This is a genomic window from Tautonia sociabilis, from assembly GCF_003977685.1.
GTDB lineage: Bacteria > Planctomycetota > Planctomycetia > Isosphaerales > Isosphaeraceae > Tautonia > Tautonia sociabilis.
The window spans coordinates 155,938-180,872 of record NZ_RYZH01000002.1 but is presented as its reverse complement, the minus strand read 5'-3'; the positions used below and the strand labels follow the sequence as shown (position 1 = coordinate 180,872).

Sequence of the window (24,935 nt, the reverse complement as noted above, 5' to 3'; positions counted from 1 at the left end):
AGCGCGTGAAGGAGATCGGCCCGAAACGCTTTGGGAGCGGGACGATCGCCCCCAGGCCTTCGGGGCGAGCCGCTTGACGTCCGGAGGAGAGCGGGGCTAGGATGCCCGTCAATTCTTGCCAAGGAGGGCGTTCGCCGCCCGATCGGGGCCGTCCGCCCCGGGGGAAGCCGAGCGTCGGCCCGCGACCGGCCGAGGTGTCGACCGACGATGCAGCCGTTCGACGAGTTCCGAGGGGCCGTCAGGGCGAACGAGCCCCTGGCGCCGCTGACCTGGTTCCGCCTGGGAGGACCGGCCGACTTCCTGGCCCGCCCCGGCACCGCTGACGAGCTGACCGCCATGGTCCGCCGCTGCGCCGAGGAAGGGCTGCCCTGGCACGTCCTGGCCGGCGGCTCGAACGTGCTGGTGAGGGACGAGGGGGTGCGGGGGCTGGTCCTCCACCTGGAGAGCCCGTCCTTCTCCGACGTCCGAATCGAAGGCCCTCGGGTCGTTGCCGGCTCGGCCGTGCCGCTGACGGCCCTGATTTCCCAGACCGCCCGAGCGGGGCTCGCCGGGCTGGAGACGCTCACGGGCATCCCCGGCACCGTCGGCGGGGCCGTCCGGGGCAACAGCGGCGGCCGACAGGGGGCGATCGGCCAGTTCGTCCGCCGCGCCACCGTGCTGGAACCCGACGGCCAGATCCGCACCAGGGAGCAGGACGACCTGATCTTCTCCTACCGCCGCTCGAACCTGGATGACTGCGTCATCCTCTCCGTCGAGATGGAGCTGGAGCCCGACGATCCCGAGTCGGTCGTCCGCCGAATGAGGCGCATCTGGATCGTCAAGAAGGAGAACCAGCCCTACGGCCACCAGTCGGCCGGATGCATCTTCAAGAATCCAACGCCGGAAGTCTCGGCCGGGACCCTGATCGACCAGGCCGGTCTTTCCGGAAAGCGGATCGGTGAGGCGGAGATTTCCGATCGGCACGCCAACTACATCGTCGCCGACCCCGGCGCCACCGTGGCCGACGTGCTGGAGTTGATCGATTTCTCCAGGGAGGAGGTCCTGAGGAAGTTCGGCTACGAGCTGGAGCTGCAGATCCAGATCTGGTGAGCCGATCCTGGCCAGGACGGGGCCCGCTCAGGACCGAGGGCCCCAGGCGGGCCCGAGGATCGGCGGATGCTGCGGCTGGCGATCGAAGCGACCGAGAAGGACGAGGCGACCCCGATCGGGGCGCCGGCCCGATGGGACCGCGGGATCGCCTCGCTTCTCGGCCCCCGGGGGCGACTGGCGGCCTTGACGGCCTCCCTGGTCCTCGCCCTGAGTTTGATCGTCGTCGGCGACCTGCACGGAATCCTGATGCGTCGGGTCCACGCCCGGCCGGAGTATTCCTGGTCCCTCTCCCGGGTGGAGATCCTGCCGACTCCCCCCCCCTGGCTCCCGGGAGGCCGAGAGGGGATGCTCGTCGCCGTCTCTCGATCGCTCTCCGGGCTCGATGGACGATCGGCCCTGGAGCTCGATCTCGACGCCCTGGAACGGGCGTTCAAGCACGTCCGCTGGGTCGACCGTGTCGTCTCGGTTCGCCGCTCCTACCCCGATCGGATCGCCGTGGAGGTGATCTACCGCCGTCGTCCCGTCGCGACGGTCCGGGTCAGCGAGCCGGGCGGGTTCACCGATTATGTCGTGGATGAAGCCGGGACCATCTTCCTCCAGCGCTTCCCCGGCGACGACGAGGATCTCGGCGCCTCGATCCGGCTCGGCGGCATCGCCCCCCCTCGAGACGGCACTCCCGGGACGGTCTGGGAGCTGCCGGCCGAAATCGGGGCGGCGGGGGCCGATGGGGGGGCCAATCCGGTGGTCGTCTCCTCGGCGGCACTCGCCCGGTTCCTGCTGGAGGAAACCGAGGAAAACGGTCCCTTTACCGCTCCCGACGGGACGGCCATGCTTCTCGACGAGATCTGGCCGCTCGGGCCCGAGAATGTCGTCTCGATGCTCCGCGAGGAAGCGGAGGCCTGGGGCGAGGATCCCCGATCGGTGGACGACTCCCCCGGCGCCATCCTGCGGGCCCAGTCCCTCCGGCTCTTTCTCAAACTGAGGCTGCCCGACGGCCCCTCCTTCTGGGTCTTCTGGCAGGCTCCGCCGGGGTCCGAAGGCGACGACCGGGAGCCCTCGGCCGACGAGAAGGTCCGGATGCTTCGCGAGTGGCTCGCCTCTCCCGAGCCATCGTTCCCCCCTCCCGACGGTGCCCTGATCTTCTCGGCTCGAGGACCGATCTGGAACCCTCCCCTCTGATTCGGCCCCGTCCCGCCCGGCCCGGCGGACGGAGTTCCCTGAGACTCGGGAAGATCGGCCCTCCCGGAGTCCGTTTGTCGAGGAGCATGCGCGCCCCGGCCATCCGGGCGCGGCCCGGGGCGTCGTCCCCGCGTTCGAGACACCGGGAGCATCGAGGAGAATCGGGCGATGGCCAGCCGACTGGGACCTTCCTGGCTGAATCGGGCGAAGGCGATCGCGGGACCGACCTACCCGGCTCGGTACGGCCGATTCGCCGTTCTGGTCGACCAGATCAATGCGCTGGAGCCGACCCTGGAGAAGGAGTCGGACGACCAGATCGCCGCCCGAAGCTTCGCCCTGCGCCAGAAGGCCCGCCAGGGCGACTCGCTGAACAAGCTGCTGCCGGAGGCCTTCGCCCTGGTGCGCGAGGCGGCCAAGCGCACGGTCGGCATGCGGCATTATGACGTCCAGCTCATGGGCGGCATCGCCATCCATTTCCGGTCGATCGCCGAGATGGAAACCGGCGAGGGGAAGACCCTGGTCTGCACCCTGCCGGCGTACCTCAACGCCTTGCAGGGCAAGGGGGTGCATGTCGTCACCGTCAACGACTATCTTGCCCACCGCGATGCCGAGTGGAACGCCCCAATCTTCCACAAGCTCGGCCTGACCGTCGGCTGCATCCAGACCGGCCAGGACGACTCCATCCGCCGCGCCGCCTATGGCTGCGACATCACTTACGGCACCGGCAAGGAACTCGGCTTCGACTTCCTCCGCGACCAGCTCAAGAAGTACCAGCACGGCGAGAATCACCGCAAGACCTTCATGCAGGCCTTCATCGGCGCCGGTACCACGGCCGAGGCCGCCCGTCCGGTCCAGCGGACCCACCATTACGCGATCATCGACGAGGCCGACTCGATCCTCATCGACGAGGCGAGAACCCCCCTCATCATCGGCGCTAACAACCAGCCGACCCAGGAGGAGGCCTCCGCCTATTACGGCGCCGACGAGATCGCCAAGACGCTCGTCCGCACGAAGGACTTCAAGTACGACCCGCTGGAACGCAAGGCCGAGCTGAACGCCTCCGGGCGCCGGAAAGTCCAGCTCAAGGCGGGCCTGTCGGCGTTCTCGATGCTGACGGTCGACCAGCTCTACGAATACGTCGAGCGTGCCCTGCGGGCGCAGATCGCTTACATCCGGGACAAGGAGTATGTCGTCGCCCCCAACGAGAAGGGGGTGATGGACGTGGTCATCGTCGACGAGTTCACCGGCCGACTGATGCCCGGCCGCCAGTGGCAAGACGGCCTGCACCAGGCGATCCAGGCGAAGGAGAAGCTGGAGATCACCCTGGAGACGATCACTGCCGCCCGAGTGACCGTGCAGGAGTTCTTCAAGCGGTACAAGAAGCTCTCCGGCATGACCGGTACCGCTCGCTCCGACGCCGCCGAACTGCGTAAGACGTACTCCGTCCACGTCTTCCCCGTGCCCACGAACAAGCCCAGCCGACGCGTCTGGGTGAAGGACCGCGTCTTCTCGACCGAGGACGAGAAGTTCCGGGCGGTGGCCGATGAGATCGTCCGGCTGAACAAGAAGGGAGTGCCGGTGCTCGTCGGCACGCGGTCGATCGAGAAGTCGGAGAAGCTCTCGGCCCTCCTGAACGAGGCGAACATCGAGCACCAGGTCCTCAACGCCAAGAACCACGCGATCGAGGCGCAGATCGTCTCCCAGGCCGGCCAGCCGGGGCGGGTCACCGTGGCCACGAACATGGCCGGCCGTGGCACCGACATCAAGCTCGGCGAGGGTGTGGCGCAGCTCGGGGGCCTGCACGTCATCGGCACGGAGCGGCACGAGTCATTCCGCATCGACCGCCAGCTCGCCGGCCGGTGCGCCCGCCAGGGAGACCCGGGCCACGCCCAATTCTTCGTCTCGCTTGAGGACGAGCTAATCGAGGCCTTCGGAGAGAAGCCGGCCGGCCGGCTCCGGGCGCGATACGCCCATCGGGGAGAGCTCACCAGCCCTGCCTTCCGCCGCCTCTTCGCCCGAGCGCAGGCGAAAAAAGAGCGGCAGCATCGGAAGGACCGCCGCCTACTGATGCACTACGAGAAGCACCGAGCCGAGATGCGCGAGAACATGGGCCTGAACCCCGTGCTCGGCTAATCACCGGATCGGCTCCCTCGACCTCGAGAGCCGGGCGGCGAACTGCGGAAGCATGGCGTCGAGCCGGGCCAGGTCTCCCAGGTGCTCCTCGGCCAGCTCGACCCGGGGCCGGGGCCGCTCGACATCGCGAAGGGCCTCCAGGTAGGCCCGAAACCGTTCGGTCGCCTGGTCGTTTCGGATCAGGCCGAAGACGAACAGCCAAGACTGAGCATAGGCGAGCTGGACCGTTTCCTCCTTCTGGAAGGGATGATCGCCGCCGATCAGATCGGCCAAGGGGATGAGCGGACGCCTCTGGGAGAGGGCCGAGAGGATCACGGCGAGCCGCTCCCAGTTTAGGTCGCCGACCTCCCCTCGGCCTCCGGGACGACGGACCTCGCCATAGGTCGCCAGGCCCTCGCTCACGGCCAGGGGAATATCGGCGTCTCGGTGCAGCAGCCCGGTATTGAAGGTGAGCTGGTGCATCGCCTCGTGGAACAGGGTCAGCGAGTTCGCTCGCTCCGCCGTCGGGCCGGCGGGGCCGCCGTTGCGGCCATCGTAAAGGACCAGGTAGTTCGGACCGACCTCGAAGATCCCCGTCACCTCGGGAGGCTGCTCGACCCCCACGAATCGGGAGAAGGCGTCCCGATCGTCGAGGGCGACCATCACCATCCTCTCCTTGGGTGCCTCGACGGCGAATCCCCGGCCAGCGAAGTGATCGAGGTAGTCGTCGGCCAGCCCTTCGCAGAGCCGAAGGGCACCGGCGATGAAACGGTCTGAGGCGGAGCCGATCACGGTATATCGCATCCCCTCCCGCACCCGGAATCCGGGCAGACCGACCTCGTCGGCGCGACGTCGGATCACGTCCAGCGGATCCGAGACTCCCTCCGGCGGATCGGTCTGCCGGGCGCTCACCCGAGCCGAGCCGATCAGGGCCCCAACGCCGAGCAACCACCGGCGGCGGGAAATCGCCAGGTCCAGTCCGGTCACGGGAGGTTCTCCGAATCCTCAGGGGCCATCGATCCCGAACTGGCGGCGGAAGAAGGAGATGATCTCGGCGTCAGCCTCGGGTCGCCCGCCCTCCAGGTCATCGATATGCACGCAGGTGCACTCGATCCCCAGGTCGTCCATCTTCGCCTTCAGGTACTCGCCGAAGTTGGGATGGTGGATTCCCCGTCCGGGGGGGGAATCAGGAGGGAGCGGTCCCTTCGGTTCATTGTAGACTAGCAGGACCGGAGGGTCGTCCGGAGAGACAGAGGTGTCCGGAGAGGCCTGCTCGAACAGCTCGGCGGCCGACTCCGAGTCGAACTGGTCTTCGGCTAGGCCAAAGAAGAGCGGCAGGGCCGGATGCTCGGCCGCCCTGCCGCCGACGATGGTGGCGATCACCCGGGGGTCGTAGGTCGTCTGGGCCCCGACGACCGCCATGCAGGAGAGGCGGCTGGACAGGCGGTCGACCGGGTCCTCGGCGTTGGGGTCGGCCAGGTCGTCGTGGAAGCCGACCCAGAGGGAGATCCCCGCGCCGGCCGAGCCTCCCGAGGCGGCGATGCGGTCGGGGTCGATCCCCCAATCCTCCGCCTTTGAGCGGAGGAACCGGATCGCCCGGGCGCCGTCGAGCATCGGAGCGGGGAAGGGGGCGTGCTGCGAGAGTCGGTAGTTGATCGAGGCGACCGAGATCCCTGCCTCCAGACAGCCCCGGAGCAGCTCAGGAGGAACTCCCGCCTTGTCTCCTCCCCGGAATCCCCCCCCGTGGATGTAAACGACCAGGGGGGTAAGCCCGTCCGTGTCGGCCCGCCAGAAATCCAGGACGTTTCGCTCGTGAGGGCCGTAGGGGACGTTGGCCCGGTCGGGGGGCGGCCGGTCCCCGGATCGTTGCTGGCCCGCGGCCAGGCTAACCGACAGCGCGATCAGGGCGAGCACGCCCCATCCCAGGGTCTTCCGGCGTCTCATGGGTGCGTCTCGTCGATGTGCGTCGGGGAGGGAACGGCGCTGGCCCCCCTTCTCGGCTACCCTACCGGCGCACGCTCGGGGCCGCAACGATCCGGGCACCGGCCTCCCTCATCGTATGGTAGACTCGACCCGGGTCATGAGGAGCGGTTTTCGCACGATTGACCGGCCGGGCGCCCGTGGCTAAATTGAAACGCTTCGCCCCGTCGCATCGACCCACACCACTCCGTCCGGGAGTCGCCTCGAGGCTCGGCATGAGCGCAACCGAACGCCGTTTGCCGTTCTACCTGGGCATCGACCTGGGAGGGACCAACGTCAAGAGCGGGGTCGTCGACGACGAGGGCCGCTCTCTCTCTTCGGTCAGCATCGAAACCCATGCGGCGAGGGGGCCCGAGGCGGGCGTCGCCACGCTGGCCGAGGCCGGCCGGCTGGCGGTCGAGGCGAGCGGGCTGTCCTGGGACGACATCGCGGCGGTCGGGCTCGGCACCCCCGGCACCATGGACATCGCCGGCGGAATGCTACTCGAACCCCCTAACTTGCCGGGATGGAACAACTTCCCGGTGCGCGACCGCCTCGCCGCGCTCCTGAAGAAGCCGACCGTGCTCCAGAACGATGCCAACGCCGCGGCGTACGGCGAATTCTGGGTCGGTGCGGGCAAGGGGGTGTCCAGTCTGGTGCTGTTCACGCTGGGCACCGGCGTCGGCGGCGGCATCGTGGAACAGGGGAAGATCATCGAGGGTCGCCACAGCCACGGTGCCGAGGTCGGCCACATGATCATCCAGATGGAGAATGGCCGCCAGTGCGGCTGCGGCGGCTACGGCCACCTGGAGGCGTATGCCTCCGCCACCGCGCTGGTGAAGCGGGCCGTCGAGGCCCTGGAGCGGGCCGACGAGGAGACAGCCCTCCGTCGCCACCTCGCGGCCGGCACGCTGACCGCGCGGTCGATCAACGAGGAGTCCCTTGCCGGTGATCCCCTGGCGTCTCGCCTGATGCGGGAGACGGCGCACTACCTGGCCGTCGGCGCCGTCTGCCTGATGCACTTGATCGATCCGGACATCATCCTCTTCGGTGGCGGCATGTCCAGCGCCGGGCCCGAGTTCATCGGGTTGATCCGGGAGGGAGTGAGGCGGATGGCCTTCCCGCTTCCGGCGGCGAAGACGATCATCGACTACGCGACCCTCGGTGGTGATGCCGGATACATCGGGGCCGCCGGTTGCGCCCGGATGGCCTTTGGGGAGAGGTCGACGGGCTGATCCCGTGGGATCTCCCCGTAAGGGATCGCGGCGGATCGGGTTGGGCTCGGCCTGGGAGTGGGATTCCGGGGCTTCAAGGCGGTCCATCTCGCCCGAGCCCCCGGCGATTGCTACTATTGTGAGGTGGGGGCGTCCGCCCCGGCCCGGCCCGATCGGGCCGGATGATGCCCTCCGCCTTCCCGCCCGGTCGCCTCGCCGACCCGACTCCCCCGGACTGCTCATGGCCCACGATCCGAAGTTCATCCGCAATTTCTCGATCGTCGCCCACATCGACCACGGCAAGAGCACGCTGGCCGACCAGCTGTTGCTCCAGTCCGGCGCGATCTCTCAGCGAGAGTTCCGCGAGCAATTGCTCGATGACATGGATCTCGAGCGTGAGCGCGGCATCACCATCAAGGCCCGGGCCGTCAGCATCCACTACACGCTTGATGGCCAGACCTTCGAGCTGAACCTGATCGACACCCCCGGGCACGTCGACTTCCACTACGAGGTTTCCCGCTCCCTCGCGGCCTGCGAGGGGGCGATCTTGCTGGTCGACGCCACTCAGGGAGTGCAGGCGCAGACGGTCGCCAATGCCTATCTCGCCATCGCTGGCGACCTGGCCCTCGTCCCCGCGCTGAACAAGATCGACATGCAGGCGGCCCGGCCAGAGGAGATCAAGGAGGAGATCTTCAACACGCTGGGTCTCGATCCTGACGAGATCCTCGCCGTCAGCGGCAAGACCGGTGCTGGGGTCCCTGAGCTGTTCCGGGCCCTGATCGACCGCATCCCCCCCCCTTCGGGAGACGTCCAGGCCCCGTTGCGGGCACTGATCTTCGACTCGAAGTACGACGACTACCAAGGTGTTGTGGTCTACGTCCGGGTGGTGGACGGCACGATCCGAGTCGGCCAGAAGATCCGGCTGATGGCGATGGAACGCGAGTATGAGGTGATCGGGCTCGGCCAGTTCCGCCCGAGGGAGGTGCCGGTCCAGGAGCTCGGGGTCGGCCAGGTCGGTTTCGTCGTGGCCAACATCAAACAGCTCTCTGATGTTCGCGTCGGCGACACGATCACCGACGCCCACACGCCGGCCGCCTCGGCCTTGCCCGGCTACCAGGAGCCGAGGCAGGTCGTCTATTGCGGGCTCTTCCCGGCCACGCACAACCAGTTCGAGGACCTCCGGACGGCCCTCCAGAAGCTCGCCCTCAACGACTCCAGCTTCACCTTCGAACCGGAAACATCCGACGCCCTCGGCTTCGGCTTCCGGTGCGGCTTCCTCGGCATGCTGCACATGGAGATCGTGCAGCAGCGGCTGGAACGCGAGAGCGACCTCTCCCTGGTCCAAACGGCACCAAACGTCACCTACGAGATCATCACCCGAAAGGGGGAGACGCTTCACGTCTCCAATCCGACCCGCATCCCCGATGCGGGCGAGATTGAGGAGTTCCGCGAGCCTTACGCGCGGGTCAACTTCCTTGTCCCCTCGGACAACATCGGCGCGATCATGGCCCTCTGTGAGGAACGGCGCGGCGATTACATCAAGACCGACTACATCACGCCAACCCGGGTGATCGTCACCTACGAGCTCCCCTTGGCGGAGATGATCTACGACCTGTACGACAAGCTGAAGTCGGCCACTCGAGGCTTCGGCACGATGGACTACGAATTGCTCGGCTACCGGCCGAACAACCTCGTCCGGCTCGATGTTCTGGTGGCGGGAGACCGGGTCGATGCCCTCTCCATCGTCGTCCATCGCGACTTCGCCGAACGCAGGGGCCGGAAGCTGGTGAAGAAGCTCAAGGAGGAGATCGACCGCCACCAGTTCGAGGTCGCCATCCAGGCGGCGATCGGCTCGAAAGTGATCGCCCGGGAGACGATCTCGGCCCTGCGGAAGAACGTCACCGCCAAGTGCTACGGCGGCGACATCACCCGCAAGCGGAAGCTTCTGGAAAAGCAGAAGGAAGGCAAGAAGCGGATGAAGCAGGTGGGGAACGTCGAGATCTCGCAGGAGGCCTTCCTCTCGGTCCTCGAGGCCGGCGAGGCCTGAGGCGAGGACCGGTGGATCCGACAAGGGGGGGGCTCATGGAACAGTCCGGGGCGGTCGACTCGGCGGAGGTCCCTCGACTCGCAACGGCCCTGCCGCCGCCCGGGGTCGAGGTCCGGGCCTCGATCGCCGAGGCCGAGGCCGGAATCGGCCGGCCGGCGTCCTCCCGACCGCTGGTCGAGTCGATCCCGATCCTGTTCATCGGAATGCTGCTGGTCCGCACCTTCGCGGCCGAGGCGTACATCGTCCCCACCGGCTCGATGGCGCCGACGCTGCTGGGCGTCCATCGTGACGTGCGCTGCACCTCGTGCGACTTCCAGTTCGCTCTCGGCGTCGACGAGAACGGCCAGGCCGGCCAGCCGCTTTGCCCAAACTGCGGCGCCAATCTGGAACACGCCCCCGCCGCCGAGCGAACCGGAGACCGCCTGCTTGTCCAGAAGTTCTTCTTCAAATGGCGGGCTCCGCGCCGCTGGGAAGTCGTCGTGTTCCTGAACCCGACGGAGACGGACCAGGCCTACGTCAAGCGCGTCGTCGGTCTGCCCGGCGAGGCGATCGAGTTGATCAACGGGGACGTGTACGTCGATGGCAAGATCGCGAGGAAGACACTGGCGGAGGTCCGGGGGATGCGGCTGCTGGTTCACGACAGCAAGTACCGCCCGCCGGCACCGACGCTGTTCCCGCGTTGGAGGGCTCGCCGGGAAGACGGCCTGGTTTCCGGGTGGGATCCGGGGGACTCCCATGAGGGCTCAGCATCGGCGTTCCCCCACCGCCCATCACCCGACGGCCCGGCTGGTCCGGCGATCGACTGGCTGGAGTATTTGCACGTCGACCCTGATCGAGGGCACTACGGGCCGATCCGAGACTTCGTCGCCTACAACGGCGCCCGGCTCGGGTCGGGCCGGCGAGTCGAGGACCTGATGCTCGAGGCGGACCTGGAGCTGTCCGAGGGGATCGAGGCGCTGGCCCTGAGGTTCCTGTCCGCGTCGGGGCCCCTGGTGCTGGCCATCCCGCTCCGAGGCCAGGCACCGCCAAGCGTGGAGTTCCTGGGTCGGCACTACCGCACCGAGGACGGAGCCGTCGCGCTGGCTGCCTCCTGGGCGAATCGACCTGGGCCGAGGCGGCTGGAGGCCTCCTTTTTCGACCATCGGCTGATCGTCGCCCTCGACGGCGAACCGCTGTTCGAGCCGCTCGACCTGGATCCGCCGTCCCGGACGCCGCCGCCGACCCCGCTACTGGAGCCTCCGATCGCCCTGGGGGTCGTCGGCCAGGGGGCCGACGTGTCCCGCCTCCGGGTGTACCGGGACGTCTATTACACCGACGGCCAGAGTCACTCCCCGGTCCAGCCGTTCGCGGTCGGCGAGCCCTATCGGCTTGGGTCGGACGAATACTTCGTGTTGGGGGATAACAGCCCGGTGTCCAACGACTCGAGATTCTGGCCGGAGAGCCCGGTCGTCCCGGGAGCGATGCTCCTGGGCAAGCCGTTCCTGGTCCACCTCCCCAGCCGGGGGGTGCCGCTTCGGGTCTTCGGCGGAGAGCCGTACTGGGTTCCCGACCTCCGTGAGATCCGATACATTCGTTGAGATCGCTCGCAGACTCCAACGCCCGAGCCGTGCAGGGGAGCCCGATGACCCGGACCGCCGATCGCCGCAAGGCGAGCCCCCAAGCCTCCCCGAGCCCGGCGACGCCCCGGCCAACCGAGTCGCACCGCGAGACGATCGAGTCGATCGTCGTCGCCTTCATCCTCGCCCTGGTGGTGCGCGGGTTCGCGGCGGAGGCGTTCGTGATCCCGACCGGCTCGATGGCGCCGACCCTCATGGGCCGGCACAAGGAGGTCTCCTGCCCGCAGTGCGGCGTTTCCTACGCGGTGAACGCGGCGGACGAGCCGAGGTCCGGGCGCGCGGTGGCATTCGGGACCTGCTACAACTGCCGGTTCCGCACCGTTCTGGACGACGAGCCCAGCTACAACGGCGACCGCATCCTCGTGATGAAGTTCCCCTACAAGCTGCCCTTCCTGCCGTTCGCCAGTCGTCCGGAACGCTGGGACGTGGTCGTCTTCCACTACCCGGAGGCCCCGGAGCAGAACTACATCAAGCGGCTGGTCGGCCTGCCGGGCGAGGAGCTCCAGATCAACGGGGGCGACCTGTTCTCCCGTCCCCTGGACGGAGACGAGCCGTTCCGGATCCTGCGCAAACCGCTCCGTCACCTCCGGGCGATGCTGGTTCCCGTCTACGACGACCGGCAACGCCCCGTCTCGCTCGCCGACCGGCCCGAATGGCGCCGCTGGGCCCCCCTGGAGGAGGGGGACTGGTCCGAGTCGGAGCAGCGGCCGGGAGAGTTCGCCTCCGGGACGGCAGACCCCTCACGGGTGTCCTGGCTGCGCTACCGGCACCTGGTCCCCGACGCCGACCAGTGGCGGGCGATCCTCAAGGGGCAGACGCTGGATCGAGAACCGTCGCCGTCGCTGATCGAGGACTTCTCTTCCTACAACACGAACCAGGGGGGGAACGAGGTTGGCTCTCCTCCGATCGTGGAGCCGCACTGGGTGGGGGACCTGGCCGTCGAATTCGTCCTGGAGGTCGAGGCCGGCCGGGGCCAGGTGATCGTGGAGCTGATCGAGGCCGGCGTGCCCCATCGCTGCACGATCGACTTGGCCGAGGGGCAGGCGACGCTCACCCGCGACGGCAACGTTCTCGGAACGCCCCAGGGGTGCGGCATCTCCGGCCCGGGACGGTACCGGATCGCGTTCGCCAACATCGACGACCGCCTGACGCTCTGGGTCGACGGCCGGACGCCGTTCGGCGAGGGAGTGGCCTACGACGTCGACCGTGAGGAGCCCCGGCCGCCGACCCTGGCCGACCTGTCTCCCGTGGGCGTGGGAGCGGCGGGAGCCTCCGTTCGGCTAAGCGACCTTGTCCTCCGCCGCGACATCTACTATACGTTGCAGCCAAACGCCTCCGACCTCGAAGAGTTCGGGACCCTCCGCAGCTGGGACGAGTTCCGCTGGCTCGTCGACGCGATGCGGGACCCGGCTCGATTCAGCGAGCTGGCCCGGCTCGACGAGCCGAGGACCTTCGCCATCCGGCCCGGCCGCTACATGATGATGGGTGACAACAGCCCCCGGAGCAAGGACAGCCGCGCCTGGGACCAGTTTGAGATCGAGGGGATCTACTACGACGATGCCGGCCGGCGCTGGGAGATCGGCCCCTGGTCCGACTTCGACCGGGCGTACTACGAGGTGCCCGAGGAGCTGATCGTGGGCAAAGCCTTCTTCGTCTACTGGCCTCATGGCAAGCCCTTCGGCCCGGACATCCGCCTCTCCCGGGACTTCCGGATTCCCTTCCGACCCTATGTCGAACGGATGACCTGGATCCGGTGAACGTTCTCCCCTCGCTCCGGGCGACCGCTCTCGCCACCGATCAAGGAGGATCGGCCCCATGGCCCTTCTGGAAGTCCGCGACCTGCAGAAGTGGTACGGCAAGCGGCAGGTCGTCTGCGGCGTCGACTTCGAGGTGGAGCGGGGCCAGGTCGTCGGCCTGCTCGGCCCCAACGGGGCGGGCAAGACGACGAGCTTCCGCATGACGATCGGCCTGATCTCGGCCGACGGCGGCAGGATCACCTTCAACGGCAAGGAGATCACCCACCTGCCCATGTTCCGTCGCGCCCGCGCCGGGCTCGGATACTTGCCCCAGGAAACCAGCGTCTTCCGCCAACTGTCCGTCGAGAACAACCTGATGGCGATCCTGGAGACCCGGAGCGACCTGGGGCGTCGCGAGCGTCGGGCCCGTCGGGATCAACTGCTCGATCAGTTCGGGCTGGACCACATCCGGAAGACCAAGGCCCAGTTCATCTCCGGCGGCGAGAAACGCCGGCTGGAGATCGCACGCTGCCTGATCACCGAACCCAGCCTGATCATGCTCGACGAGCCGTTCGCCGGCATCGACCCGAAGACGGTCAAGGAGATCCAGGTTTCGATCCGGGAGCTGGCCGAGGCCTTCAATATCGGGATCCTGCTGACCGACCACGAGTATCGTGAGACGCTGGAGGTCACGGACTACAATTATCTGATCTACCAGGGACGGGTGGTCGCCCGGGGGAACCGAGTCGAGTTCCTGGAGAACCCCGACGTCCGCCGATACTATCTGGGAGAGCGAACCGACGTCGGCCACTTGCTCGAGCGGCCGCCGCACGTGCCCCCCTCTCGGGCGGTGGGCCAGGCCCCGGAGTCCTCGCTCACGACGAGCCCATCGGCCGCTCCTGCGCCGACGATCGAGCCCGCGCCGGCACCCTCGCCCGCACCGTCACCGTCACCGATCGCGCCCCCACCGATCCCGGTGGTCGACTACGACCCCCTGCTCGACGCCTTCGGCCCAGTGATCCTCGACCCGTCCTTCGGGCAGGCCGACGAGGACGACGACGCGGAGGAGTACGGGATCGATTCCGGCCCGTCCTCCCGGTGAGCAGGTCGGATCAGACCTGCGTGTTGATCGCCAGCAGGATCGCCGTCGCCAGGACGAGGATGCCGGTGATCATCACGAACAGCCTCGCGGCGTGGCGGAGAATTCGAGGCCACTCCTCATGCCGGGAGGCGGCGTAGACAAGGCTGATGGCAAGAATCAGGGGCAGGGCGAACCAGTACGTATTGATCAACGCGATCGGCAGGAGCGGGATCATCGGCCGATCTCCTCGGCCTTTGCCGTCGCATCGGTCGAGGACGAGGCCTGCGCGGAGGGGTTGGCCCGATCGGCCGGGCCCTCAAAGGCGTCGTAGATGGCCAGCACGTTGAGCAGCCCGGCGATGGTCGTGTAGATGTCTCCGACCTCCTTCAGGCCGCCGTACTTCTGGTGGAGCGAGAAGGCGTGGTTGACGACCTTCTCCATCACGCCGCGCACCTCGTCGTTCATCCCCGGTTCGAGCAGGGGGGCGGCCATGAAGCCATCGAGGATCGGTTGATGGCCGAGATGGACGAGCGTCGCCTGAAGCAAGGCGGGCCAGGCGGGTAGTCCGACCCAGAACTGCCCGAGGTAGTAAAGCCGGAAGTGCTCGGCATCGCGCAGCGGATTGACCCAGGTCCAGTAGACGTTGGCCCCCTCTCCCAAGGCGAAGCCGACGGCGTAGAGGCCGAAGATGCAGATCAGATAGAGGATCCCCTTGGCGTACCGGCCCTGATACAGGTGGCCGAGCCCTGGCCAGATCAGCGCCAGCGCAGCCGCCTTGGAGCGGTTCTTCAGGGGGATCAGATCGGGATTCGGTCGGTCCATCGGCGAAGGCCCGGGGCCCGTCCTCAAAGCGGGGGAAGCGGGGGAGCGATCGAAGTATCGTAGCACGAGCCGCCCCCCCCTGCCTAGTTCGGGGCAAGGGACGCATGATTCCCTGAGTTCTGTCAGCGACGACCAAACGCTCGGGGGAACGAGACGTCTGGCCTGGCGCCGATGGGCTCGCCGGGAGGTTCGAGTTCCCGGGCGACCCCCTCGACATGGACCGTCTCCACCACCTTCGCCCTCGACAGGGCCGCCGCCCGGAGCGCCAGGCCGGCGAGCCGATCGATGGCCCCCGGGAGGCCTTCGGAGAGGACGTGGAGGCGGAGGACCGCCGGGTCAGCGAACGTCGGGAGCGACCGGCCGGCCGCAACCAGCTTCCGATCGAGATAGCGGGCCGCCTCGTCCCGGGTCAGTCGGTCGATCCGGATCGCGATCGATCCCCCACCGTTGCGGATCATTCCCCGACCGGCAACGAACACCGAGCATCGGGCCCCCGCCTGGCGGGCGACGGCCGCCACCCGATCGATCTGCCGTTGGTCCTCGGGGGTGTCGAGCAGCTGATCGCCGTCGACCGCGATAACCAATCCGATCCCCTGGGCCCGGGCGACCCGAGCGGCGTCGAGGAGCCGGGCAATCGCCTCAGACGGGCTGGAGGAGGGGGGGATCCGCACACCGAGCCGCTCGCCGACGCCGGAGAGCAGGGCGAGACCATCGGCGGGGAGCCGGACGGGACAGAGAAGGCGAGCGGGGCGGCGGAGGCGGCGGAGGGCCTCCTCCAGGACGGCCGACTTGCCCAGGTCGGCCGGCCCCCGAAGTTCGGCCCGGGCCTCGGCGTTCTCGACACAGTGGACGAGCCGGGCGACCGCTTCCTCGTGCCCGGGACAAGGGACGAACCGGACCATGCCGGGGCGGAAGGGGTCGAAGTGCAGGTCCCAGTGCTGAAGCCAGCTCATGGGAACGGGACGCCTCTGCTTGGGGACGATGCCGTCCGGGCCATCCCCGGGCGGACCTCGAACCGTCCCTCTGCATCGGTTAAGATGGCCCTCCGGCTTGCACCAATCCTCCCGGCCGACGACCTGCCGCCGATGGAACGCGTCTACGTCCCCGATCCGATCGTCGGTCCGATGGTCGAAGTCTCCGGCCCCGAGGCGCACCACCTGGCCCGAGTCCGACGCTCCGTACCGGGCGACCGGGTCGAGCTGTTCGACGGCAGGGGGAACGCCGTCCAGGGCCGGATCGAGGCGGTCGGACGATCGACGGTCTCGGTCGTGATCGAAGCTCCTTTGCCGACGAGGCCGGTGCCATCGGCGACCGTGACCCTGGCCTCCGCGGTCCCGAAGGGGGAGCGGTTCGACTGGCTGATCGAGAAGGCGACCGAGCTGGGAGTGGCCCGGTTGATTCCAATCCGGACGGCGCGATCGGTCGTCGACCCGAGGTCGAGCAAGCTGGATCGGTTGCGTCGCCTGGTCGTCGAGGCGAGCAAACAGAGCGGCCGAAACCGCCTGATGGAGCTGGGAGCGCCGATCGACTGGGAGGACCTGATCGGCCAGGGACCGCTCGGAGTCGGCCTGGTGGCCCACCCGGCGGGGGAGCCCATCGGCCGAGTCGGGCCGGCTCGGGAGGTGACGGTGGCGATCGGCCCGGAGGGCGGGTTCACCGACGAGGAGATCGGGAGAGCCCTGGCCTCGGGGTGGAGAGCGGTCGGGCTCGGCCCGACCATCCTGAGGATCGAAACGGCGGGCCTGGCGGCCTGCGCGGCGATCCTGTCGCGAAGCGAGGGGGAAGTTCCGTGATCGAGTGGCATCTTCTGCTCGGGGCCCTGGCCCTGGGCCTCTTCGCGGGCGTGCTCGGCGGCCTCTTCGGCATCGGAGGCGGCCTGGTGATGGTGCCCGCGATGATCCTCCTCTTCTCGTTTCCGACCAAAACGGCGACGGGGACCTCGCTGCTGGCACAGGTGCTGCCGGTCGGAATCCTGGGGGTGATCCAGTACTACAAAATGGGCCACGTGCGAATCGGCTTCGGCATGAGCATGGCGCTGGGGCTGGTGATCGGCATCTTCGGCGGTGCGCTGCTGTCCGGGTCCATCCCGGCGCCGCTCATGAAGCGGCTCTACGGGGTGTTCCTGCTGGCGTGCGGCGCGTATTTCCTACTTGCTCCGAGCGGGGTGACGCCGAAGACGAAGGACGATCCCGATCCGCTCCAGGTGGAGGCTCGGGAGGGTTCCGGGGCCGAGCCGGGGGGTCAGGAGGTCCACTGACCGTTGGACTTGTCCTGATAGACCGACCAGACGTAGCCGTCCGGGTCGCGGAGAGCGAACTCTCGCCAGCCCCAGGACTGGTCGACCGGCTCTCCGGAGAGGCTCAGCATGGCCCCCTGTTCAATGCAGTGCTGGTAGAAGGCATCGACGTCGGAGACTCGAATCTGAAGGTGGATGCCGATGCCGACTCGCTGATCTCGGAACTCCTCGTCGTGGGCGTCCTGGGGGTGGAGCATCAGGGTAAAGTCGCCCAGCCGGAGCACGACGAGGGCGATCGGCCCCCCCTCGTACTCGGAGAGCTGCTGAACGACGCTCGCCCCGACGACCTCGTGATAGAAGTCCCGGGAACGGATGATGTCGTTGACGTAGAGGAAGACACTTGTCACCTTCGCGTTCATGCCAACTCCCCGGCACCGGAACGGCCGACGGCCTCGCCCGGAGGATACCCGCAGGCCGGGACGGGATCAACGCGACGTCCGGGAGTCCGGCGACCCGGTCTGATCGGCGAAGAAGGCGACGACCTCCCGGATCGCCGGGAGGAGGTAGCCGGCGGCGGAATAATGGCCGCAGTCGTACCATCGGATCGAAGGCCGGCCGGCGGCCTCCCAGAGCCGGGAGGCAGCGGAGGGGGGGATCACCTCGTCGGCCCGGCCGGCGATCATCAGGACGCGCTTGTCCCGGAGCCGATCCGCGTAGGTGAGCGGGTCGAACGGGCGGGTCAGCGCCTCCAGGTCGTCCCGGCTCCGGCCGGAGTCGAGCCAGGCGCGGCGAGAGTCCCGGGCCTCGGGTTCAGGCAGGTCCCAAAGGATGTCCGCCAGCCCTCCGCCGGCGAGCACCAGGGCGGCTCGGTCGAGCTCCGGGTCGACCCCCGCAGCCACGGCGGAGATGATGCCGCCAAGGCTAATCCCGGTCACCCCGACCCGGTTCGGGTCGATCTCCTCCCGGTCCCGCAGCCACTGGGAGGCCCGGCGCACGTCGCAGACCCCCTGACGCACGGCGAGGACGGAGCGTTCCAGATCGGCCGAGAGGAAGCGAGAGTCGACTCCCGGAGGGCGCCGCTCCCCGTAGTAGGGGAGCTTCACGAACAGCGCGGCCACCCCGGAGTCGGCCAGCCGGGCGGCCAGGAAGCGAGAGAGGGCGAAGTCGGCCCCGAGGATATGCAGGACGACCGCCGCCGGACACGTGCCCGATCGCCTCGGGCGGAAGTATTCCGCGTGGACGACGTTGTTGGCCGGGTCGGGTGAGACGACCGGTGACGGGAAGGTCACCGCCGAGACGGAATAGCCGGGAGTCCGACGGAGCAGGCGGGCCTGGTACGGGAAGGTTGCCGCGTCGAGCCGGAAGAGGGCGGGGACCTTCGGTTCCTCGGGGCCGGGGTGGAAGGCGACCTCGCCGTGCTGGACGGTGGCGAGCAGGGCCGCGAGGGCGAGCGAGGCGTTCATGGGAGCTCCGGTCGGTCGCGATTCGCGTAGGCGGGGGGCACGCTCCTGGATAGGATACCGGCCCGCGCCGTCGGCGGGGAGGGAGCGTCGAGCATGCCGAGCCGAGACCGGATCGAAGCACTCCGGAACCTGGAACCCCGGCGCGTCTGCCTGATCAAGCCGAGTGCCCTGGGGGACGTGGTCCACGCGCTGCCGGTCCTCTCGGCATTGAAGGGGAGGTGGCCCGGGGCGTCGTTTTCGTGGGTAATCAACCGGGGGTTGGTCGGGCTGGTCGAGGGGCACCCAGAGCTCGACGAGGTGATCCCCTTCGACCGCGCCGGGGCGGCACGAGGGGCGGCCGGCCTGGCCCGCTTCGGGAGGTTCCTGGCCGAACTCCGGCAGCGGCGGTTCGACCTGGCGATCGATCTCCAGGGCCTCTTCCGATCGGGCCTGATGGCCTTCGCCACGGGGGCGAGGGTGAGGGTCGGGCGCCGGGATGCGAGGGAGGGAGCCTCGGCCTTCTACTCACACCGGGTCGGGTCGGGCTCGATTCACGCCGTCGATCGGCTGCTCGACCTGGCGTCGGCGTTCGGGGCCGACATCTCCCGTCCTCGGTTCGGCCTGCCGATCCGGGAGGAGGATCGCCGCTGGGCCTCCTTGGAGCTGGCCGGGCTACCTCGGCCCTTGCTGGTGCTCAATCCGGGAGCACGGTGGGTTACCAAGCGCTGGCCGCCGGTCCACTTCGCCGAGGTCGCCCGGCGGGCCGCTCAAGCGAAGGGAGCTGGGATCGTGGTCGTCGGCGCGGCCGAGGATCGCCCGCTAACCTCGGAGATCGTCGCGACACTGGATCTGGCTGGCGTTGCCGCGCTCGACCTCTCGGGCCGGACCTCACTGACGGGACTGGCGGCGGTGGCGGCCGAGTCGGACGTGTTCCTATCGAACGACACCGGCCCGCTGCACCTGGCGACGGCGGCTGGCGCCCGGGTGGTGGCCGTCTTCACCTGCACCGACCCGGCCAAAACCGGTCCCTATGGACCGGGAGCGATCGTGCTCCGGACGGGAATCTGGTGCGCGGGGAGCTGCATCCGTCGCTGCGATCGGATGGAGTGCATGCGAGAGCTGTCGCCGGATCGCGTCTGGCCGGCGGTCTGCCGGGCGTTGGACGATCGGCCGAGGAGAGTGGCGTGAGGTTGCCGATCAGCTCAGGTGCTCGGCGGGAACGGCCCCCTGGGTAACGGCATGATGGGACGGTTCGGCTCTCGGGACCCGGTGCCTGAGGCGAAAGTCGAGCACCAGCGGGAGGTGGTCCGAGGCGTCCCGGGCGAGCCGGGAGCGGACGACGTGGGCGCGATCGACCTCGACCTGAGGGCAGCAGAAGATCTTGTCCAGGGCGCTCATGGCGAGGTACGCCGGAAACGATCGGAAGCGGTGCAGGGGCTCGGTTACCTGACGGAGTCCGTGCCGGGAGAAGGGGCCGGCCGCGAGGGTGTTCCGCCAGTCGTTGAAGTCTCCGACGACGATGGTGGGCAGGTGGGCGGCTTCCCGATAGCAGTGGTGCTCCAGCAGGTAGGAGGCCTGCCACTGCCGGGTACTCTCGTGCAGTCCGAGATGCCAGTTGATGACGTGCACCGGGCCGGCCGGCGAGGCGACGACGACGAGCTGGGCGCCGCGCTTCTTGCGATTGAGATACCGGAGGCAGACGTCGTGCGCCCTCTCGATTGGCCATCGGGAGAGGACGAGGTTGCCGTAGCTGCCGACCCGGAAGCAATGGTTGGTCTGGTAGATCGCCTCGAAGCCGGGGAAGGCGCGGCGGAATTCGTCCCGCTGGTTGACGCCGCCGGCCCGGGGGATGCCGTCCGCCACCTCCTGGAGGCAGATCAGATCGGGACGCTCATTGGCGATCACCGAGATGACGCGGCCGAGGTCATAGCGGCGGTCACGCCCGCCGATCCCCTTGTGGATGTTGTAGGTCAGGAGTCGCATCGATGCGGTTGGCGGCGCCGGGCGCCGCGCTCTCGGGCCTGGTCCAGTGGGGATGCCGCAGGTAGTCGAGCCCCGCGGCCACGCTGATCGCCCCGGTCAGCCAGAGCAAAGGGATCGGGACGGACCGATCGTACACCACCCAGGTCAGCAGGGCGAACTGCATCGCGGTGGTCGCCTTGCCGAGCAGCCGGGGGGGCATTCGCCGGATCGCCGGCCAGCCTAGCCGGGCCACCGCCACAAGCACCCCGATCGCCACGGCCAGGTCCCGGGCCGCGATCAGGGGGAGGACAGGAAGCGGGAGGAGGTCCTCGACCACCAGAGTGACCAGGACGGCCCCGATAAAGACCTTGTCGGCGATCGGGTCGAGGACCTGGCCGAAGGTGGAGGTGGCATGGAAGAGCCGGCTGAAGGCGCCGTCGAAGCCATCGCTGACCGCGGCCAGCACGAGCACCGCCGTCCGCCAGCCGGGCTCGACCGCTGGGAAGGCGGCCGCCAGCCCGAACCGGGCGAAGGTCAGCAGGTTCGGGATGATCAGCGTCAGGGCCGGCGACCGTCGGATCACTTCGGTTGCCCCTCCCCGGCGGCTGCCTCCGCCTTGCGACGGCGGACGCTCAGGCGAGCGAGCACCCGATCCCGCTTCAGGCGCCCCGTGAGGCCTCCGAGGTGATAATGCCGCTGCACGCGATCGGCCTCCTTGCGATCGACGACCACCGGGCCGTCAAGCACGTCAGCTTGCTTCGGACAGACGTCGAACTTACCCGCCCGGCCCCGCCAGAGGCCATACAGGGCGATACCGTGGGCGATGAGCCGGTAGGTCACCCAAATCCCCAGGATATTCGGCCCGGGGACGACCGTCAGCAGGGTGGCGGGGATGAGAATCAGCAGGTAGATGCCGAACAGGAGTGCCCGGGATCGGAGCCGGCGATCGACGTACGCTCGCCAGGCCGCCTCCGCCCGGTCGGCGGGGAGGAGCGAAGGGTGATGCAACTCGATCCGGTCGGCCGATCGGAGGGCCATCAGCAACCGCTCGTCGGCCGGCAGCTTCGTCTTTAGCCACTTGATCGGGGAGCGGAGCCAGGCAGGGGCGTGGTGTTCGGCCTGTCGGACCTGTCTTAAGAGCCGTCGAAGCCGCGATCGCAGGCCCCAGCCGGCCGCCCTCGGTTCCTCGAGGTCCCCCTCGTCCTCGTCCTCGTCGAGCCTTGGCTCGTAGTAGAAGATCGGCGGGACGCCTTCGCGGGGCAGCAGGAGCACCGTCAAGACCCGGAGATTGGTCCGGCTCGATACCCCAGGGCGATCGACCTGGCAATCGTCTGTCACCGTGTCGATCCCCATCCTTCCGATCCGTCGCGGAGCGGACCCGAAACACCGTTCGCTCGATGCCGGCCGATCTTGGCCGATCCCCCGTCCCCAGGCAGGTTTCGCATCCCATGACCACCGGATCGGGTTCGGCTGATCGCAGACATCAACGCAATCCGCGTGCCCGCCGGCGATCGCCCGAGAACGCAACCGCTCCCTGCCGCCCGGGAGGACACAGGGCCGAGACTCGGGCTCAGCGACGCGCCACGAGGGATTAGAGCGTGGTCGCACTCGCCGTGAATCACCCCCGATGGACGGTCCTCCGCCCGGACGATCGTGACCGGGACTGCGACCGTCCCCGGATCGGGCCCGAGCTCCGGAGGCAGGTCAGCCCTGATCGGAGCGATCGGGTCGATCCAATCGGCATTGTCGGGGAGCACCCCCATGATCTCAAGTCGCGTCCTCGGGGCGGGTCGATGACCGGGGGAGATGCCTCGACGTGGACGAGGCGGTGGCTCTGGACGGCGAGGTTCCCCACGGCGGTACCGCTGACGAATCAGACTGGCGTGCCCGGGTTGCGTCGTCGGGGGGCGTCGGCGTCGAAGAAGTCGTAGGTGATGGTGGACTCGGCGGCGAGGCGGTCGGACGAACCCCGAGGGGAGGGAGGCCTATCGCCTCGGCTTGGCCCGACCGTTGAGGATCGCCTTGCGGTCGCCGTATCGGGTGACGACATAGGTGCCGCTCTTGGGGCTGCGCTCAATGTCGACGATGGCGGCGTTGTCGGCGTCTTCGAGCAGGTGGGTGAACGTCTTGTAGCCGTAATAGCTCTCGTCGAACGAGGGCTTCTTGCGCTTCATCTGCTCCTTGATCATCGAGGCGTAGAGGACCTCGTGGTTTTCCCTCGTCAGGGCGTTGCAGGCCTCGATGAGCAGGGTGAAGACCTCGCGCTTCTTCTCGGGGATGGAGGCGTCGAGCTGCTTGACCGTCTCCTGCTCGTCCTGCTCGTAGCGTTCCAGGTCCTCGTAGTAGATGAACTCGTCGCAGTTGTCGCGAAGCAGCTCGGAGGTGGAGCCCTTCATCCCGACGCCGATGACGTGTTTGTCGTTCTCCTTGAGCTTGGAGACGAGCGGGGAGAAGTCGGAGTCTCCCGAGACGATGACGAAGGTGTCAATGTGGGACTTGGACCAGGCAAGGTCCATGGCGTCGACGACCAGGCGGATGTCGGCGGAGTTCTTGCCGGTCTGGCTTCGGCGGGGGATCTCGATGAGCTCGATGGCCGCCTCGTGGAAGGGGGCGGTATAGGCCTGGTAGCGGTTCCAGTCGCAGTAGGCCTTCTTGACGATGATTTTGCCCTTCTCGACGAGCCGCTCGAGTACCTTGCCGATGTCGAAGCGGGGCTTCTTCTGGTTCTCGAACCCCAGGGCGAGGTTTTCCAGGTCGATGAAGACGGCCAGCGTGCGGCCTTCGTTGGAAGCGGTCATGTCGAGTGGGCGATTGGGTTGGCGGGGGTGAGGAGTTGGATCGCCTCGGGCCCCGACCGCGGGGCCCGGATCCGGGGCGGACCGGGCACGCCGCGGGGCTGGGCTTGGCTCAGCGGCGGGCGGAGGCGGACCAGCCGCCGGCGTACAGATCGCGGACGGAGCGACGCGGGCGGGACTCGTTCACCGAGAGGGTGCGACCGTCGACCTCGGTGCCGTCGAGGGCATCGATGGCCGCTCGGGCCTGGTCGTCGTCGGGCATGTCGACCAGCCCAAAGCCGCGGGAGCGTCCCGTGCGCATCTTGGTCTGAACCTCGGCCCAGTCCACGGTTCCGAAGGGCTCGAACATCGACCGCAGTTGCTCGGAGGTCACCGAATAGCTCAAATTACCGACGTAGATCCGCATTTTGGATGTCGTTCCTTTCGCGAGTGAGTGCTTCTCGGGGAGGGTCAGCGATCGGCGGCCGCACGGTTGCCCGGCGGCCGCCGAGGTGATTCCGACTTCCAGACGACTACGAACGTCGGGGCCGGATCGTTCGGGAATCGGATCGGGGGGAGGGCCCGCGGCGCCCCCCCCGACCAGGGATGGGATCACTTGCCGGCGATGCCAAGCAGCTCGATCTCGAAGACGAGCGTCGCGTTCGGGGGGATCGGCCCGCCAGGAGTCCCGGTCTCGCCGTAGGCCAGCTCGGGAGGGATCACGACCCGCCACTTGTCGCCGACCTTCATCATCTGGAGCGCCTGCCTCCAGCCCTCGATGAACTCGTTGACCGGGAAAGTCATGGGTTCCCGGCCCTCGGTCGAGTCGAAGACAGTGCCGTCGAGCAGGGTGCCCTTGTAGTTGATCGTGACGGTGTCGGTCAGTGTCGGCGAAGCTCCCTGGCCGGCCTTGATTGGCTCGTACTGGAGCCCGGTGGCGGTCGTCTTGACCCCGGCCTTCTCCGCATTCTTGGTACGGAAGGCGTCGCCAGCCGCCTTGTTCTGGGCCGCGAGCTCCTTGTTTTGCTCGAGCATCGCCTTTTCCGCCTCCATCTGGCGGGCAAGCAACTGCTGCTCGAACTCCTGCATGACCTGGGCGAGCTGCTCCTCGGTGAGCAGGGGCTGGGCGTCGTTGAGCCCGTCGGCGATGCCTCGGGCGACGAGCCGGGCGTCAAGCTGGAACTGGTCGGCCTGGGCCTTCAGGGCCCGACCGACGTTCAGACCGAAACCATAGCTCGCCTTGGAGTTCAGGTCGGTCAGGCCGCCACCGGGCTGGGCGGCCGGCGCGGCCGGCTGCTTCGGCTGGTCCTGGGCGGGGACGGCCGATGGCCCGATCGCGAGCAGGGCGGCGAGCGCCGTGACCATCAGGTCGCTCATCGGGGCTCCTTGCAATGGGAGGGAAGGGGGAGGTGGGACTCGGACGTGGAGGACGCCTCCTGTGCGTCATCGTCTCCATTGTAACGGAGGACGGCACCCGGCGATAACCCGAGATGGCGGGGCCGGCCTCCGGAGTGATCCAGGGGCGGGTGTCACCCGATCGCATCCCATCCCGTAGGATGGGGTTGGGATGGTCGTCCCGGGGGTTGTCCGCCGCCCCCGTCGCGGCCCCCCGTTCCCCGGCCGGGACGACCGGGATAGGATCGAGGGCGGGAGTTGATCCGATCGC

The 24,935-nt window shown here is 68.3% G+C and carries 24 protein-coding genes; 11 read left to right on the top strand and 13 right to left on the bottom strand.

Annotated features, from left to right (window positions below; all coding sequences use genetic code 11):
• The first annotated feature begins 207 nt into the window (after positions 1-207).
• The 3 genes from murB to TsocGM_RS01900 all read left to right on the top strand — a co-directional run bounded on the left by murB (position 208) and on the right by TsocGM_RS01900 (position 4,401).
• Positions 208-1,089 carry a UDP-N-acetylmuramate dehydrogenase gene (gene murB / locus TsocGM_RS01910; protein WP_126723626.1) on the top strand — a complete coding sequence of 294 codons (882 nt, stop codon included), beginning with the start codon at positions 208-210 and terminating at the stop codon, positions 1,087-1,089.
• Positions 1,090-1,155: 66 nt separating this feature from the next.
• Positions 1,156-2,268 (top strand): cell division protein FtsQ/DivIB, encoded by a 1,113-nt coding sequence (locus TsocGM_RS01905; protein WP_126723625.1) that lies wholly within the window; start codon positions 1,156-1,158, stop codon positions 2,266-2,268.
• Between the two features lie 168 nt (positions 2,269-2,436).
• Positions 2,437-4,401: a preprotein translocase subunit SecA gene (locus TsocGM_RS01900; RefSeq protein WP_126723624.1), complete on the top strand. Its 1,965-nt coding sequence runs from the start codon at positions 2,437-2,439 to the stop codon at positions 4,399-4,401.
• On the opposite strand, the gene TsocGM_RS01895 is transcribed toward TsocGM_RS01900, so the two are convergent.
• Both TsocGM_RS01895 and TsocGM_RS01890 read right to left on the bottom strand, forming a co-directional pair.
• Positions 4,402-5,367: a DUF1570 domain-containing protein gene (locus tag TsocGM_RS01895; protein WP_126723623.1), complete on the bottom strand. Its 966-nt coding sequence runs from the start codon at positions 5,365-5,367 to the stop codon at positions 4,402-4,404.
• Positions 5,368-5,385: 18 nt separating this feature from the next.
• Positions 5,386-6,324, bottom strand: coding sequence for an alpha/beta hydrolase (locus TsocGM_RS01890; RefSeq protein WP_126723622.1), 939 nt, complete (start codon positions 6,322-6,324; stop codon positions 5,386-5,388).
• Positions 6,325-6,575: 251 nt separating this feature from the next.
• On the opposite strand from TsocGM_RS01890, the gene TsocGM_RS01885 reads away from it, so the two are divergent.
• The 5 genes from TsocGM_RS01885 to lptB all read left to right on the top strand — a co-directional run bounded on the left by TsocGM_RS01885 (position 6,576) and on the right by lptB (position 14,054).
• Positions 6,576-7,574, top strand: coding sequence for an ROK family protein (locus tag TsocGM_RS01885; RefSeq protein ID WP_126723621.1), 999 nt, complete (start codon positions 6,576-6,578; stop codon positions 7,572-7,574).
• 220 nt (positions 7,575-7,794) lie between these two features.
• Positions 7,795-9,600 carry a translation elongation factor 4 gene (gene lepA / locus TsocGM_RS01880; protein WP_126723620.1) on the top strand — a complete coding sequence of 602 codons (1,806 nt, stop codon included), beginning with the start codon at positions 7,795-7,797 and terminating at the stop codon, positions 9,598-9,600.
• Positions 9,601-9,635: 35 nt separating this feature from the next.
• Positions 9,636-11,177 carry a signal peptidase I gene (gene lepB, locus TsocGM_RS01875; RefSeq protein ID WP_126723619.1) on the top strand — a complete coding sequence of 514 codons (1,542 nt, stop codon included), beginning with the start codon at positions 9,636-9,638 and terminating at the stop codon, positions 11,175-11,177.
• Positions 11,174-12,973, top strand: a complete 1,800-nt coding sequence (gene lepB / locus TsocGM_RS01870) for a signal peptidase I (protein ID WP_158633335.1) — start codon at positions 11,174-11,176, stop codon at positions 12,971-12,973. The genes lepB (TsocGM_RS01875) and lepB (TsocGM_RS01870) overlap by 4 nt, the downstream gene beginning before the upstream one ends.
• A 58-nt stretch (positions 12,974-13,031) precedes the next feature.
• On the top strand, positions 13,032-14,054 hold the full coding sequence (lptB, locus tag TsocGM_RS01865; protein WP_199756676.1) for an LPS export ABC transporter ATP-binding protein: 1,023 nt from the start codon (positions 13,032-13,034) through the stop codon (positions 14,052-14,054).
• Between the two features lie 10 nt (positions 14,055-14,064).
• Here lptB and TsocGM_RS01860 read toward each other — a convergent pair whose 3' ends face one another.
• The 3 genes from TsocGM_RS01860 to TsocGM_RS01850 form a co-directional block, all read right to left on the bottom strand.
• Positions 14,065-14,268, bottom strand: a complete 204-nt coding sequence (locus TsocGM_RS01860; RefSeq protein WP_126723617.1) for a hypothetical protein — start codon at positions 14,266-14,268, stop codon at positions 14,065-14,067.
• Positions 14,265-14,855, bottom strand: coding sequence for a DUF6677 family protein (locus TsocGM_RS01855; RefSeq protein WP_126723616.1), 591 nt, complete (start codon positions 14,853-14,855; stop codon positions 14,265-14,267). The genes TsocGM_RS01860 and TsocGM_RS01855 overlap by 4 nt, the downstream gene beginning before the upstream one ends.
• 122 nt (positions 14,856-14,977) lie before the next feature.
• Complete coding sequence (locus TsocGM_RS01850) at positions 14,978-15,808, bottom strand: hypothetical protein (protein ID WP_126723615.1); 831 nt, start codon at positions 15,806-15,808, stop codon at positions 14,978-14,980.
• Between the two features lie 132 nt (positions 15,809-15,940).
• Here TsocGM_RS01850 and TsocGM_RS01845 point away from each other — a divergent pair, with 132 nt between their 5' ends.
• Both TsocGM_RS01845 and TsocGM_RS01840 read left to right on the top strand, forming a co-directional pair.
• A complete protein-coding gene (locus TsocGM_RS01845) occupies positions 15,941-16,648 on the top strand; it encodes an RsmE family RNA methyltransferase (protein ID WP_126723614.1) in 708 nt (235 codons plus the stop codon).
• Positions 16,645-17,112 (top strand): sulfite exporter TauE/SafE family protein, encoded by a 468-nt coding sequence (locus TsocGM_RS01840; RefSeq protein ID WP_126723613.1) that lies wholly within the window; start codon positions 16,645-16,647, stop codon positions 17,110-17,112. The genes TsocGM_RS01845 and TsocGM_RS01840 overlap by 4 nt, the downstream gene beginning before the upstream one ends.
• On the opposite strand, the gene TsocGM_RS01835 is transcribed toward TsocGM_RS01840, so the two are convergent.
• Both TsocGM_RS01835 and TsocGM_RS01830 read right to left on the bottom strand, forming a co-directional pair.
• Entirely contained in the window at positions 17,097-17,510 is a 414-nt protein-coding gene (locus tag TsocGM_RS01835; RefSeq protein ID WP_126723612.1) for a VOC family protein, read from the bottom strand. The genes TsocGM_RS01840 and TsocGM_RS01835 overlap by 16 nt on opposite strands.
• A 66-nt stretch (positions 17,511-17,576) precedes the next feature.
• Positions 17,577-18,554: an alpha/beta hydrolase family protein gene (locus TsocGM_RS01830; protein ID WP_126723611.1), complete on the bottom strand. Its 978-nt coding sequence runs from the start codon at positions 18,552-18,554 to the stop codon at positions 17,577-17,579.
• A gap of 93 nt (positions 18,555-18,647) precedes the next feature.
• On the opposite strand from TsocGM_RS01830, the gene TsocGM_RS01825 reads away from it, so the two are divergent.
• A complete protein-coding gene (locus tag TsocGM_RS01825; protein ID WP_126723610.1) occupies positions 18,648-19,721 on the top strand; it encodes a glycosyltransferase family 9 protein in 1,074 nt (357 codons plus the stop codon).
• 9 nt (positions 19,722-19,730) lie between these two features.
• On the opposite strand, the gene TsocGM_RS01820 is transcribed toward TsocGM_RS01825, so the two are convergent.
• From TsocGM_RS01820 to TsocGM_RS01795, 6 genes are all read right to left on the bottom strand, one after another.
• Positions 19,731-20,516 (bottom strand): endonuclease/exonuclease/phosphatase family protein, encoded by a 786-nt coding sequence (locus TsocGM_RS01820; protein ID WP_126723609.1) that lies wholly within the window; start codon positions 20,514-20,516, stop codon positions 19,731-19,733.
• Positions 20,470-21,078, bottom strand: a complete 609-nt coding sequence (locus TsocGM_RS01815; RefSeq protein WP_126723608.1) for a CDP-alcohol phosphatidyltransferase family protein — start codon at positions 21,076-21,078, stop codon at positions 20,470-20,472. The genes TsocGM_RS01820 and TsocGM_RS01815 overlap by 47 nt, the downstream gene beginning before the upstream one ends.
• Positions 21,075-21,848, bottom strand: coding sequence for a hypothetical protein (locus TsocGM_RS01810; RefSeq protein ID WP_126723607.1), 774 nt, complete (start codon positions 21,846-21,848; stop codon positions 21,075-21,077). Before TsocGM_RS01810 ends, TsocGM_RS01815 begins: the two co-directional genes overlap by 4 nt.
• Positions 21,849-22,480: 632 nt before the next feature.
• A complete protein-coding gene (locus tag TsocGM_RS01805) occupies positions 22,481-23,293 on the bottom strand; it encodes an NYN domain-containing protein (protein WP_126723606.1) in 813 nt (270 codons plus the stop codon).
• A 109-nt stretch (positions 23,294-23,402) separates the two neighbouring features.
• The gene (locus TsocGM_RS01800; RefSeq protein WP_126723605.1) at positions 23,403-23,696 is read right to left on the bottom strand and encodes an RNA recognition motif domain-containing protein; all 294 of its coding nucleotides are present in this window, start codon (positions 23,694-23,696) and stop codon (positions 23,403-23,405) included.
• Between the two features lie 185 nt (positions 23,697-23,881).
• Positions 23,882-24,646 carry an FKBP-type peptidyl-prolyl cis-trans isomerase gene (locus TsocGM_RS01795; protein ID WP_126723604.1) on the bottom strand — a complete coding sequence of 255 codons (765 nt, stop codon included), beginning with the start codon at positions 24,644-24,646 and terminating at the stop codon, positions 23,882-23,884.
• Positions 24,647-24,935 lie beyond the last annotated feature (289 nt).

What these genes read in the sequence shown, in the direction of transcription:
- lptB (WP_199756676.1), top strand. Translation starts at nt 13,032, where the DNA reads ATGGCCCTTCTGGAAGTCCGCGACCTGCAGAAGTGGTACGGCAAGCGG.
- TsocGM_RS01805 (WP_126723606.1), bottom strand. Translation starts at nt 23,293, where the DNA reads ATGACCGCTTCCAACGAAGGCCGCACGCTGGCCGTCTTCATCGACCTG.
- TsocGM_RS01890 (WP_126723622.1), bottom strand. Translation starts at nt 6,324, where the DNA reads ATGAGACGCCGGAAGACCCTGGGATGGGGCGTGCTCGCCCTGATCGCG.
- TsocGM_RS01825 (WP_126723610.1), top strand. Translation starts at nt 18,648, where the DNA reads ATGCCGAGCCGAGACCGGATCGAAGCACTCCGGAACCTGGAACCCCGG.
- TsocGM_RS01820 (WP_126723609.1), bottom strand. Translation starts at nt 20,516, where the DNA reads ATGCGACTCCTGACCTACAACATCCACAAGGGGATCGGCGGGCGTGAC.
- TsocGM_RS01855 (WP_126723616.1), bottom strand. Translation starts at nt 14,855, where the DNA reads ATGGACCGACCGAATCCCGATCTGATCCCCCTGAAGAACCGCTCCAAG.
- TsocGM_RS01850 (WP_126723615.1), bottom strand. Translation starts at nt 15,808, where the DNA reads ATGAGCTGGCTTCAGCACTGGGACCTGCACTTCGACCCCTTCCGCCCC.
- TsocGM_RS01845 (WP_126723614.1), top strand. Translation starts at nt 15,941, where the DNA reads ATGGAACGCGTCTACGTCCCCGATCCGATCGTCGGTCCGATGGTCGAA.
- TsocGM_RS01795 (WP_126723604.1), bottom strand. Translation starts at nt 24,646, where the DNA reads ATGAGCGACCTGATGGTCACGGCGCTCGCCGCCCTGCTCGCGATCGGG.
- TsocGM_RS01810 (WP_126723607.1), bottom strand. Translation starts at nt 21,848, where the DNA reads ATGGGGATCGACACGGTGACAGACGATTGCCAGGTCGATCGCCCTGGG.
- murB (WP_126723626.1), top strand. Translation starts at nt 208, where the DNA reads ATGCAGCCGTTCGACGAGTTCCGAGGGGCCGTCAGGGCGAACGAGCCC.
- TsocGM_RS01905 (WP_126723625.1), top strand. Translation starts at nt 1,156, where the DNA reads ATGCTGCGGCTGGCGATCGAAGCGACCGAGAAGGACGAGGCGACCCCG.
- lepB (WP_126723619.1), top strand. Translation starts at nt 9,636, where the DNA reads ATGGAACAGTCCGGGGCGGTCGACTCGGCGGAGGTCCCTCGACTCGCA.
- TsocGM_RS01830 (WP_126723611.1), bottom strand. Translation starts at nt 18,554, where the DNA reads ATGAACGCCTCGCTCGCCCTCGCGGCCCTGCTCGCCACCGTCCAGCAC.
- TsocGM_RS01800 (WP_126723605.1), bottom strand. Translation starts at nt 23,696, where the DNA reads ATGCGGATCTACGTCGGTAATTTGAGCTATTCGGTGACCTCCGAGCAA.
- TsocGM_RS01900 (WP_126723624.1), top strand. Translation starts at nt 2,437, where the DNA reads ATGGCCAGCCGACTGGGACCTTCCTGGCTGAATCGGGCGAAGGCGATC.
- lepA (WP_126723620.1), top strand. Translation starts at nt 7,795, where the DNA reads ATGGCCCACGATCCGAAGTTCATCCGCAATTTCTCGATCGTCGCCCAC.
- TsocGM_RS01835 (WP_126723612.1), bottom strand. Translation starts at nt 17,510, where the DNA reads ATGAACGCGAAGGTGACAAGTGTCTTCCTCTACGTCAACGACATCATC.
- TsocGM_RS01885 (WP_126723621.1), top strand. Translation starts at nt 6,576, where the DNA reads ATGAGCGCAACCGAACGCCGTTTGCCGTTCTACCTGGGCATCGACCTG.
- TsocGM_RS01860 (WP_126723617.1), bottom strand. Translation starts at nt 14,268, where the DNA reads ATGATCCCGCTCCTGCCGATCGCGTTGATCAATACGTACTGGTTCGCC.